The 11,465-nt window shown below is 61.3% G+C and carries 11 protein-coding genes; 6 read left to right on the top strand and 5 right to left on the bottom strand.

Going from position 1 to position 11,465, the window contains the following annotated elements:
- Positions 1-41: 41 nt before the first annotated feature.
- A complete protein-coding gene (locus OKB81_RS09160) occupies positions 42-656 on the bottom strand; it encodes an acyl carrier protein phosphodiesterase (protein WP_270666327.1) in 615 nt (204 codons plus the stop codon).
- 408 nt (positions 657-1,064) lie between these two features.
- Between OKB81_RS09160 and OKB81_RS09155 the strand changes: the two genes are divergently transcribed.
- Both OKB81_RS09155 and iadA read left to right on the top strand, forming a co-directional pair.
- The gene (locus OKB81_RS09155) at positions 1,065-1,844 is read left to right on the top strand and encodes an ABC transporter substrate-binding protein (protein WP_408854483.1); all 780 of its coding nucleotides are present in this window, start codon (positions 1,065-1,067) and stop codon (positions 1,842-1,844) included.
- A 58-nt stretch (positions 1,845-1,902) separates the two neighbouring features.
- Complete coding sequence (gene iadA, locus OKB81_RS09150; RefSeq protein ID WP_270666326.1) at positions 1,903-3,033, top strand: beta-aspartyl-peptidase; 1,131 nt, start codon at positions 1,903-1,905, stop codon at positions 3,031-3,033.
- A 91-nt stretch (positions 3,034-3,124) separates the two neighbouring features.
- Here iadA and OKB81_RS09145 read toward each other — a convergent pair whose 3' ends face one another.
- Positions 3,125-4,027 carry a lysine exporter LysO family protein gene (locus OKB81_RS09145; RefSeq protein ID WP_270805216.1) on the bottom strand — a complete coding sequence of 301 codons (903 nt, stop codon included), beginning with the start codon at positions 4,025-4,027 and terminating at the stop codon, positions 3,125-3,127.
- Positions 4,028-4,560: 533 nt separating this feature from the next.
- Between OKB81_RS09145 and OKB81_RS09140 the strand changes: the two genes are divergently transcribed.
- From OKB81_RS09140 to OKB81_RS09125, 4 genes are all read left to right on the top strand, one after another.
- A complete protein-coding gene (locus OKB81_RS09140) occupies positions 4,561-5,331 on the top strand; it encodes an ABC transporter ATP-binding protein (protein WP_010674267.1) in 771 nt (256 codons plus the stop codon).
- Between the two features lie 58 nt (positions 5,332-5,389).
- Positions 5,390-6,163, top strand: coding sequence for an ABC transporter substrate-binding protein (locus tag OKB81_RS09135; RefSeq protein WP_010674268.1), 774 nt, complete (start codon positions 5,390-5,392; stop codon positions 6,161-6,163).
- Between the two features lie 105 nt (positions 6,164-6,268).
- Complete coding sequence (locus tag OKB81_RS09130) at positions 6,269-7,009, top strand: ABC transporter permease (protein WP_042079228.1); 741 nt, start codon at positions 6,269-6,271, stop codon at positions 7,007-7,009.
- A gap of 3 nt (positions 7,010-7,012) precedes the next feature.
- Positions 7,013-7,705, top strand: coding sequence for an ABC transporter permease (locus tag OKB81_RS09125; RefSeq protein WP_042079229.1), 693 nt, complete (start codon positions 7,013-7,015; stop codon positions 7,703-7,705).
- A 53-nt stretch (positions 7,706-7,758) separates the two neighbouring features.
- On the opposite strand, the gene OKB81_RS09120 is transcribed toward OKB81_RS09125, so the two are convergent.
- The 3 genes from OKB81_RS09120 to OKB81_RS09110 form a co-directional block, all read right to left on the bottom strand.
- Positions 7,759-9,078: a capsule biosynthesis protein gene (locus OKB81_RS09120; RefSeq protein WP_270666321.1), complete on the bottom strand. Its 1,320-nt coding sequence runs from the start codon at positions 9,076-9,078 to the stop codon at positions 7,759-7,761.
- A gap of 7 nt (positions 9,079-9,085) precedes the next feature.
- Positions 9,086-11,077: a capsular polysaccharide biosynthesis protein gene (locus OKB81_RS09115; protein WP_442865964.1), complete on the bottom strand. Its 1,992-nt coding sequence runs from the start codon at positions 11,075-11,077 to the stop codon at positions 9,086-9,088.
- 143 nt (positions 11,078-11,220) lie between these two features.
- Positions 11,221-11,382 (bottom strand): dTDP-4-dehydrorhamnose 3,5-epimerase family protein, encoded by a 162-nt coding sequence (locus OKB81_RS09110; RefSeq protein ID WP_270805215.1) that lies wholly within the window; start codon positions 11,380-11,382, stop codon positions 11,221-11,223.
- Positions 11,383-11,465 lie beyond the last annotated feature (83 nt).

Genomic DNA, 11,465 nt, shown 5'->3' with positions numbered 1-11,465 from the left:
CGTCCCGCCCGCGTTTTCGGCCACGGGGGCCGGGCTGCAACCTAGGGAACCTGGTGCTCCCCGGTGGTGCGGTGCGCGGCGATCTGCTCCTCGCAAAAGCGCATCAATTCGGGATAGAAGCGCAGGAAGCCCTGCTCACCGGCCCGCCACTGGGCTGCATCAAGGGTGGCGAGGGCCTCCCCGAGCGGCAGGGGGCGGCGCAGTCGGCGGCCGATGCCGTTGAGGGTCAGGATCAGCCCCTCCCTGTCTTGATAGGAGGCGAGCCAGTCCTGTTGCGCCATCCGCCTGAGGGGCGGCGGCAGCCCCCCAGGTAGAGAGACATCGTCCGCCAGAAGTTGACCATAGCTCTGGTGCAGGAAGTGGGGCAGGGGCTGCGGGCTGAATTGCCGCCAGTGCAGGCTGAGCCAGTGGTCGTAGAGCATGTCCACCAGGATGCCGCCGAAACGGCGCCAGGGGGCCTCGAAGCCGGTGACCGCCGCCCGGTGGGCGGGGTGGGTGTCGGTGAAGGCATCTATCTTGCGGTGCAGCCAGATCCCCTCATCGAAGTGGGGGGCGAGGCCCGATGGCAGCGGCCCCTTGACGAAGTCCCCCAGCAGGTTGCCGGTGAGGGAGCTCTGGGTATGGGCCGCCAGATGAAGATGGGCCAGAAAGTTCATGGGCTGCGGCTCGCGTGCCTGGGTGGAGTGGGTGATCCGAGCCTAACGGATGCCGGCCGGATTGACCATGGGCAGGATTTTTCATCGCGCCGTCAGCGCCCCCTTGCGGGGCAAATTTGGGGCGTGGTAAGGTGCATGTCATCTTTGTCACAGGACGCGACAAATCACCATGATGCGCAAAGCCAGAGGCTTTTTTCTGGCCTTCTACTTCAAGCCTTTCTATCTCTCCGAGTGGTTCGACGAATAAGTCGAGGCCCCGGAGCAGTTCATTGACGCCAGCCAATCAAATGATGCCCGTGGCGGCGTAATCCTGCTCATCTGCAATTTGCCGTTTTTTGGCCATCGCTTGCCCGCGCTTGCGATGCCTTGACCGCGCCTGTGCGCTTTCTATGTAATGGAGTACTCATGATGAAGACCACACTGACTCTGTCAGCCCTGTTTGCTGCCTGCCTGCTGGCTACCCCCGTCACCGCCAAGGAGTGGAAGACCGTTCGTTTCGGCGTGGAGGGGGCCTACCCTCCCTTCTCCTGGACCGACGCGTCCGGGGAGATCAAGGGTTTTGACATCGATCTGGCCAACGCCCTGTGCCAGCAGATGGCCGTCAAGTGCGAGCTGGTGGCCCAGGATTGGGACGGCATGATCCCGGCCCTGCTGTCGCGCAAATACGACGGGATCATCGCCGCCATGTCGATCACCGACGAGCGGCGCAAGAAGGTCGACTTCACCGAGAAATACGCCCGCATCCCGAACCGCTTCGTGGCGGCCAAGGGCACCGAGCTGACGCTGACGCCAGAGGGCATGGCGGGCAAGCGCATCGGGGTGCAGCGTGCCACCACCCACGACAAGTACCTGACCGACAACTTTGGCTCCAACGTCACCATAGTGCGCTATGGCAGTGCCGATGAGGCCTATCTCGATCTGAAGGCGGGTCGGGTGCTGGCCCTGCTGGCCGATGCCTCGGCCATCGATCAGGGGCTGCTCAGCAAGGAAGGGGGCGACAAGTTCGAGTATGTGGGGCCGGCCCTGACCGATCGCCAGTGGTTTGGCGACGGCATGGGGATCGCGGTGCGCAAGGGGGATCAGGATCTCAGGGCCAAGCTGAACGAGGCGATCAAGGCCCTGCGCGCCAACGGCAAGTATCAGGAGATCAACCAGAAGTACTTCAAGTACGACATCTATGGCGGTTGATGGGTAACAGGCAGAGGGAGCTTGCTCCCTCTTTTTTCATGCAGCAAGGAGATACCCCATGTTGACACTGATCGAGGGGGCCGAGGTCTTCACTCCGGCCCCCCTCGGCCAGCAGGATCTGCTGGTGGCCGATGGTCGCATCGCCTGGATGGGCAGGGGGCTGACGGTCCCGGCCGACTGGCCGCTGGTGCGGGTCGACGGCCGTGGCCGCTATCTGGTGCCGGGGCTGGTGGACCCGCTCGCCCACATCACGGGGGGCGGCGGGGAGGGGGGCTTTGCCTTTCGCACCCGGGAGCTTGCCGCCGACGAGGCCCTGGCGGCCGGGGTCACGACGCTGGTGGCGGCGCTCGGTACCGACAGCCTGACCCGCACCCCGGCCCAGGTGCTCGGCAAGGTGCGCGAGTTTCGCGCCGCCGGGGTGAGCGCCTACATGTATACCGGCTCCTACCACCTGCCGGTCAAGACCCTCACCGGATCGGTGGAGTCGGACATCATGCTGATCCCCGAGGTGCTGGGGGTGGGGGAGGTGGCCATCAGCGACCACAGATCCAGCGCCCCCACCCATGACGAGCTGGCGCGGCTGGCGAGCGAGGCGCGGGTGGCCGGGTTGCTCTCGGGCAAGAGCGGAGTGAGCTTCTTCCATCTGGGGGATGGCCGGGGTGCGCTGGCGCCGCTGCGGGCCCTGCGGGACGCCACCGACATCCCGCTGCGCCAGCTCTACCCCACCCACTGCAACCGCAACCCCTGGCTCTTTGCCGAGGCCATCGACTGGGGGCGGGCCGGGGGCTGGGTGGATCTCACTGCCTCCAGCTTCCCCGACCTGCTGGATGATGGCGAGCAGCTGGCGGCGGATGCCCTGGTGGGGCTTCTGACGGCCGGCGTGCCCTGGGATCGCATCAGTTTCAGCTCGGATGCCAACGCCAGCCTGCCGCGTTTCGACGGCGAGGGGCGCCTCATCGAGCTGCGCAGCGGCCAGATAGGGAGCCTGTGGCAGCAATGCATCCGGGCCTGTGCCCTCGGCGTGCCCCTTGCCAGCGCGCTGGCGGTGGTGACGGCCAACCCGGCCAGGGCGCTGGGGCTGACTGGCAAGGGCTCCCTGGGGGTGGGGCAGGACGCGGATCTGCTGCTCATCGACCCCGAGACCCTCGCCATAGAAAGGGTCATGAGCGGCGGCCAGTGGCGAGCCTGAGTGGCGCATCAGCCGGATCTCTTCATCCCCGTTCACATACGAAAAACCCGGCATGGGTGCCGGGCTTCGTTTTTTGCGGTGTGTGTCCCGGTCAGATGGCCAGGAACCCCAGGATCAGGATGGGGCCGAGCAGGCTCAGAAGGAAGCCGGAGACGATGGCCACCGGCACCACTTGGATGCCGCCGGACTTCTGGATGACCGGCAGGGTGAAGTCCAGCGCCGTGGCGCCACCGTAGCCGATGGCGGCGGAGGGGTGGCGGCGCATCAGGATGGGAATGATCAGGATGGCGATCAGCTCGCGCCCCAGATCGTTGATGAAGGCGGCCGAACCCAGCACGGGGCCCAGCTTGTCCGCCACCAGGATGCCGGAGAGCGAGTACCAGCCGAAGCTGGAGCTCATGGCCAGCCCGTGGGCAAAGGGCATGCCCAGCAGTTGTGAGGCCAGCAGGCTGCCGAGCCAGCTGCTGACGATGACGGTGGCGGCGATCTTCATGCCCCAGGGGTTGAGCAGGATCTGGCGCAGGTGCATGCCGGAGTTGCGCATCTGGATGCCGATGAGCAGCAGCAGCAGCATCAGGGCCCATTCGCTCAAGCGGTCGATGGGCAGGACGCGCAGGTCCACCAGCAGCCCCAGCAGGACGCCCCCCAGCACCACGAAACAGAGCTGGAGGGATTCCCACAGGAGGTGCAGCTTGCTCGGCATCTTGCCGTCGCTCGCCTCGTGGGTGGGTGGGCTGCGCCTGTCCAGCCACCAGAGGGCCAGCAGGTTGCACAGGGTAATGGCGGTCAGCATGATGCCGGCCACCTTGAAGATCACCGCCAGGTTGCTGCCGAGGTTCTCCACGTAGGCGAGCCCCAGCCCCATCAGGAACAGGATGAGATAGACCATCTTGCCCAGCGACTGGTTGACCAGCTTGACCAGCCGGGTGGAGGAGAGGGGGATCAGATAGCCGATCACGAGCGGCAGCAGGATCAGCAACACATTGAGCAACATCGGGGCCTCGGTCACAAAACTGGGAGAAACGGCACCTTATCACGACTTGTTGCGTCTGTGTCACATATCCCGGTGTTTGAGTGCCCCATACGGGCCTTTTTTATAACATTGTTATGTTTTTTTGAGGAGGGAGGGGAGGGGCAAGGTCCGGAGATGGGGGGCACATCACCAGTAAAATCAATTCCATCCCCGTAAAATTGTGCGACGGTGGTGACTATGCCGGATGAATAAAGTCATTTTGGGTGACATCCGGCGTGGATGGTGGAATATTCTTGCCACCAGTGCGTTGCGGGTATAAAAGGTCGGTATGGCACCGGTGACAAAAAATGCATTTTATGCAGACAAAGTGCTGAAAAATACCGGTCAGGCCAATAAAAATACAGATAAACCACCAAATACCTCGGTTCTGTATTGTTTTTTAACTACCTGAATGATATTTTCGCTGAAGGTTGCCATCGGTTAACGTTTTGTTAAATGTTCCGGTGGTGGTGTCACGCCGAAGCGGCGTCTAGGGACAGACAAGGTTGTAATGGATGAGCGACGTTGCCGCACTGGAAGTTCGTGATCTGCACAAGTATTTTGGCACCCACGAAGTGCTCAAGGGCATCGATATGACGGCCCACAAGGGGGATGTGATCTCCCTCATCGGCTCCTCGGGTTCGGGGAAGTCGACCTTTCTACGCTGTATCAATCTGCTTGAAACCCCTTCGTCGGGCAGCGTCTCCCTGCATGGGGAACTGATCCGGATGAAGACCAGTCGTTCCGGCGAGCGGCTGCCGGAGGACATGCGCCAGGTGGAGCGTATCCGCAGCCGGCTGGCCATGGTGTTTCAGAGCTTCAATCTCTGGTCGCACATGACCATCATGCAGAACATCATCGAAGTGCCCATCCAGGTGCTCAAGGTGCCCCGTGCCGAGGCCATCGCCAAGGCGGAGCATCTGCTGAACCGGGTCGGGCTCTGGGAGCGACGCGACTACTACCCCGGCCACCTCTCAGGTGGCCAGCAGCAGCGGGCGGCCATCGCCCGTGCGCTGGCGGTGGAGCCGGAAGTGATGCTGTTCGACGAGCCGACCTCGGCCCTCGACCCCGAGCTGGTGGGCGAGGTCCTCGGCCTGATGCGCGAGCTGGCGGAAGAGGGGCGCACCATGATGGTGGTGACCCACGAGATGTCGTTTGCCCGCGATGTGTCGAACAAGGTCATGTTCCTGCATCAGGGGCGGGTGGAGGAGGAGGGCAATCCCAAGGAGATCTTCGCTCATCCCAAGTCGGAGCGATTCAAGCAATTCATCTCCTCCATCTATTGATGGACGGGATGCTATTTCCGTACTTTCAACGATCGACGTGTTTATCAAGGAGAGATACATGAACAAGCTGATGCTGGCGACTGCCGTGATGACGGCCCTGTGTTCCGGTAGCCTGATGGCCAAGGAGTGGAAAGAGGTGCGGATCGGGGTGGAAGGGGCCTATCCTCCCTTCTCCTGGACCGAGCCGAGCGGCGAGGTGAAAGGCTTCGACATCGACATCGCCAACGCCCTGTGCGAGGAGATGAAGGTGAAGTGCACCCTGATCAAGCAGGACTGGGACGGCATCATTCCGGCGCTGCTGTCGCGCAAGTATGACGCCATCATCGCCACCATGGACATCACCGAAGAGCGCAAGAAGAAGGTGGACTTCACCCAGAAGTACCAGCACATTCCGGCCCGCTTCGCCGCCAAGAAGGGCACCGAGATCCAGCTGGACAAGGCCTTCATGGATGGCAAGACCATCGCCGTGCAGCGTGCCACCTCCATGGACACCTACATCACCGACAACTTCCCCAATGCCACCATCAAGCGCTATGGCACCGCGGATGAGGCCTATCTCGACCTGAAGTCCGGCCGCGTCGATTACGTGATGGCCGACTCTGCCGCCATCAGCGACGGCCTGCTGAAGAAAGAGGGCGGTGACGCCTTCGAGTTCATCGGCCCGAAACTGACCGATCCCAAGTGGTTTGGCGAGGGGGCCGGCATCGCGGTGCGCAAGGCGGACAAGGATCTGAAAGAGAAATTCAATGCCGCCATCCTGGCCCTGCGCGCCAACGGCAAGTACAAGGAAATCAACGACAAGTACTTCGACTTCGACGTGTACGGCGAGTAAGTCAACGTCAGGCGAACAACGACAGGTTGATCCCGTCAGTAGTCATCGGGCCCGTTGCCTTCCGCTGGGAGTGACGGGCCCGATTGCGATGGAGCTGCATTGCATATGTTTGATTTGAAAGGATACGAAACCTCCCTGCTGGAGGGGGCTTGGATCACCCTGGAGGTGGCGATCGCCTCCCTGCTGCTGGCCCTGGTGCTCGGCATGCTGGGGGCCCTGGCCAAGCTTTCCCCTTACAAGTGGGCGCGCGGCATCGCGGCGGCCTACACCACCGTCATTCGCGGCATCCCGGATCTGGTGCTGATGATGCTGCTGTTCTTCGGCGGTCAGGTCCTCATCAACGGGATCTGCACCTGGGTCAACGAGGCGTACAACAACTACCTGCTCGAGAGCAATCCGAACCAGGAGTGGGTCTCGTTGCTGCCGGATTACATCGACATCAGCCCGTTTGCGGCCGGGGTGGCCACCATCGGCTTCATCTTCGGCGCCTACATGACCGAGACCTTCCGCGGCGCCATCCTGGCGGTGGACAAGGGAGAGCTCGAGGCCGCGCGCGCCTTTGGCATGCGGGCGAGCCAGGTGTTTGTGCGGATCCTCTTCCCCCAGATGATGCGCCACGCCCTGCCGGGGTTTGGCAACAACTGGCTGGTACTGCTCAAGACCACGGCCCTGGTCTCCATCATCGGGCTCGATGACATGGTGCGCAAGGCGTCGCTCGCGGCGGGCTCGACCCAGCAGCCGTTCACCTTCTACATGGCGGTGGCGCTGATCTTCCTGATCTTCACCGCAGTCTCTACCTCGGCGCTCAAGTGGGCCGAGCGTCACTACGCGATCAAGACGAGGTAAGCCATGGATTTCTCGATCATTCTCACGGAGTGGCCCACCTACTGGGAGGGCTTCTACACCACCATCTGGCTGGTGGCGGCTTCCCTCATGCTGGGGCTCCTGCTGGCGGTGCCCATGGGCATATTGCGCAACAGCCGCAACTGGCTGATCAAGGGACCGATCTGGGCCTATATCTACTTCTTCCGCGGCACCCCGCTGCTGGTGCAGCTCTTCATCATCTACTACGGCGCCGCCCAGTGGGAGTGGCTGAAGAACAGCGCGGCCTGGTCCCTCTTCTCCGAGGCCTGGTTCTGCGCCCTGCTGGCGTTCACCCTCAACACCGGTGCCTACACCGCCGAGATAGTGCGGGGCGCCGTGATGAACATGCCCAAGGGGCAGATAGAGGCGGCGAGCGCCTTCGGCATGACCCGCTGGCAGACCCTCACCCGCATCATACTGCCCAACTCGTTTCGCCGTGCGCTGCCCGCCTACAGCAACGAGGTGATCTTCATGCTGCAGGGCTCGGCGGTGGCGGGCATCATCACCATAGTCGACCTGACGGGGGCCGCGCGGATCATCAACTCCCGCTACTACAGCCCGTTCGAGGCGTTCCTGACCGCTGGCCTGCTCTACATGCTGCTCACCTTCGCCATCGTCTGGCTGTTCAAGAAGTGGGAGGCCCGCTGGCACGCCCACCTGCGCCCCCGCAGCGTGTGACCGCCACCTGCAAAAAAGCCCGCATCCGCGGGCTTTTTCCTGCTCGGTATGAGTCAGAGCATGGTCATTGGTGTCAGCATCTCCTCGGTCAAAAGGCAAAATGCGCTCAGGATGGTCATGCTCAAGGCCCCGACAACGCCGGAAGAGAGGGTTTGGCGTTTGCTCTTCTGGACAGAAGCCGATTGCTCATTGTGTTGGCCTATCTTGTTCACCACGGCTATGGCACCCATGTCCAGATGACGGTAGAAGCTGGCATTGAGCTGGGTCAGATGCAGCAATGACTGACGCATCCGTTCGAAGGTCTTTTTGCAAACGGGATCTTGCTTGTGCCAAAACCCTTCCAATGTGCCGCGGGTTGTCAGTCCGTGCAGATCATAGAGGGCTCGCCCAAGGCAGTGGGTGGGCACATGGTGTAACAAGGCGGAGAGGCCAACCGTGCTGTTGATGGTGATGACCCCCTTGAGCAGCGGATAGAGGGTAGGCAGTGGCAGTTCATAACCATAGAACACCCGTCCTTCCAACCCGAGCAGCGTGATAAGTCGGTTGATCTGGGATTGATAGCTGACATAGCCCCGATCCATGGGGTGGTGTTTGAACAGCAGTACATCCTCGCGGCGGGCGTGCTCGGCGAAGGAGTTCATCACCTGGGCGACCATCTCTTCCACCCCGCTCAAATCCGAATGTTCGCGGATCTGAAAGTCTTCGGTGACCTGCAGCGGCACGAAGAAGATATGCCCCTTGTGCCGGGGCAGGGCCTTGAGCAGGGAGTGGTCGCTCCATCTGTGCTTCCACTTCACCAGGCCCCCCGCCACCCAACCCCTGGCCTCCTGATAGAGACTCCAGGGTCTGTGATTGACGAAATGGGGGTAGCGCCAGCGCAACAGGTTCTTGTTGATGTGGTAGCGGCTGGCATACCAGGCACGACGGGCGAAGGTCTTGCCCACTTTCAGCGGTGCCTCATAAGGGGTTGGCCAGGTCATCTCGGCCAGGGAGTCGCGCTTGGCATAGAGAGGGCTGAAGGCATTGACGCCCCCTTGCTCCAGGGTGACGAAGTCGGGACGCAGATAGCCTTCCTCCAAGGCCCAGACGCGGATTTTTTTCAGCTTGCAAATACGGATGGCTTGCTGGTGGTAATAACGGCAATCACCGTAACAGATGAGGCTGTCGATGCCATGGCGCTTGATAAAGCGGCGAAAGAAGGTGTTCCAGGTCTCCGGCTTGCCGGTGAAGCGTTCGTTATGGCCTACGCAGCGCCAGCACTCATCCCCCCCGTTGAAATGGATCTTGTAGACCTCGTGACCGGCGTCGGAAAGCGCCTGGCTGAGGCTCTGAAAGAAGGGGCCCAGCGGTCCTTGCAGCAGCAAAATCTTCATGTACGACTCATCTCATCAACTGGGGAAAGGAAGGGCGTTGCAGCAGGGCTTGCGCCAGATAGCTCAGCTTGACTTGCCAGCGTTGCCAGCGGCTCGACTTGTGGCCGGAGGATTGACCTTGCGCGGCCAGTTGGCGGATCAACTGCTCCGGGCTTATCCAGAGTCCGCTCTGCCAATCGATGTAGAGCGGATAGGCCACCAGAGTCAGATAGACCAGTGCCGCCAGGGGGAGCTTGCGCTGGCGCCTGGCCGGGGGATGGGCATCCGTGGTCAGCCCCCAGCCGCTGTAGAAGGGCTGGCCCCAGGTCGTCACCTTGACCCCTTGCACCAGTGCCTCGAACCCGCTGAGCGACGTCATAGTGTGCAGCTCGTCCACGTGGGGATAGAGGCTGGTCAGGCCGATATTCAGCACCTGGCTGTCCACGCACTCCGCCAGGCAGGCCGCAGAAATGGCCCCGGCCCGATTGCCCGCCACCACATCCGGGTGGGGTTTGTAGAGAATATGGGCCTCGGGCTTGGCGGCGCGCACCGCCCAGAGCAACTGCTCGTTGCTGCGAATGGTCGGGCTGCCGGTCAGGATGGAGGCATCCCCATCCACCTGACCCACCACCAGCACCAGGGGACGGCCATCGGCGGGGGGCGTGAAGTACTCAGGGGAGCCGACATTGTATTTGCTCACCTTGTTTTCGCGCAGCAGGGTGAGCAGTTGCTCGCCCCGATCGAGTTGTGACCGTGTCAGCTCCTGATAATTGAGCAACTGCTCGAGCCCGCTGGGGCTGCGGCTGTCGAAATAGATCCCCACCGGATCGATGGAGAGGGAAGAGGGGCGACACAGGTTGGAGCCAAGCCCTTTGGAGCGGATAAAGCCATCCTCCACCCGGATGGCCGAGGTGAGCTCCGGGTAACGACTGCCCCATACCAGCACCTGCTCGTCACCGGTCAGCCGTTTTGGCGGCTTGCGCACAAAGCAGAGTTCCTCGGCCAGGGGGCGGCAGAAGGCTTGCATAAAGGCGCGTTTCCACAAGGAGAACCCCACCAGATAGAGCCTGCGCCAGCGGGGAGCGGCCTTCTGCTGGCGGGCGATGATGGCGATCACCTCTTCCACCTCGCAGCGCTGGCCCAATACCGGATCCAGATAGCGCGGATAGCAGATCAGCGTCGCCGCCACTAGCTGGGCCAGTGACACCTGAACGGTGCGGCGTTCACACTGTTTGCTGTCCTGGGTCAGACCCCAACCCGCATAAAACGGCATGCCGAAGCAATACACGGGTTTGCCGAGCAGCAGCGCCTCGAAGCCGAGCTGGGATGACACTGTGTACACGGCGTCCACCAGGTTGAGCAGGGCATGGGGATGACAATGGTCGGCAACAATCTCTACATCGCTCAGTTTCAATCTGGCCAGCACGCCACTCTTCTTGCCAAAGCGGGTGTCCGGGTGAGTGCGAAGCAAGAGGCGGGCACCGGGGTGATTGCGCCGCGCCGCCGCCACCATGGCGATAAAGTCGGCCTCGCTGGCCAGGGCGCCGGGAATGGAGAGATCCCCGGCCACCTGATCCACCAGCAAGACTCTAGGCCTGCCATCTTGCAGCAGGCGCTGGGCCAGCGTCACAGGCAGCTCACTCACATCCTTCGCCGTCAGGCTGGTCGCCGAACAAGAAGAGAGAGAGGCGGGTCGCCCGGCATAGCAGTTGTATTTGGTGACCCCAAGACGCACCAACTCATGGACAAGGCGCTCGGCTCGCTCCAGCATGGCGGTGTCACAGGGAGTGGCTATCAAGTGTTCAAGCTGGCTGGGCTGGCGGGCATCGTAATAGATACCGACCGGATCGGCGATAATGGATACCGCTTTCCCCCCCTTGGCGGGGTGGCCAATATAACCGATAAAACCATCTTCCAGCTGCCAATAGGGCAGGCCCAGTGACGTCGCTTTCCGCCTTATTTGATAGGTATTGGCCTTTTGACCCCAGCCCACTATCACGTCATTGTCAGCAAACGGCATATTGTCGTGGAAGAGATGTAACTGGCAGCCAAGCATAGGTTCAATATTTGCTTTTCTGGCCAGGATGCCTTTTGAACCTGTCAATAATTTCATTTTTGCTCTACGTGGTAGAAAACTCCCCGTGTCGGAACGGGGAGTGGAATTCAGATAAATAGATCTGCATCGAGTAATGACTTGGCAACGCTGTCTTTTGCGGACGTAATGATATCGCAATCCAGAGCCGGCCATTCAATTGCAATGGAGTCATCATTCCACTTAATGCCTCGATCACTGCTGGGGGCATAATAATTGGTAGTTTTGTACAAGAACTCAGGGAAGGTGCTAACAAGTCACTTGGCACAAAAACACACCATTCTAAATTATTGATATTAAATGGCTAAACTTTTTA

The organism is Aeromonas sp. QDB56 (genome assembly GCF_027705505.1).
GTDB classification, from domain to species: Bacteria; Pseudomonadota; Gammaproteobacteria; order Enterobacterales; family Aeromonadaceae; genus Aeromonas; species Aeromonas caviae.
Note: the sequence above shows the minus strand (reverse complement) of the source record. Positions and strands in the feature narration are given on the sequence as shown.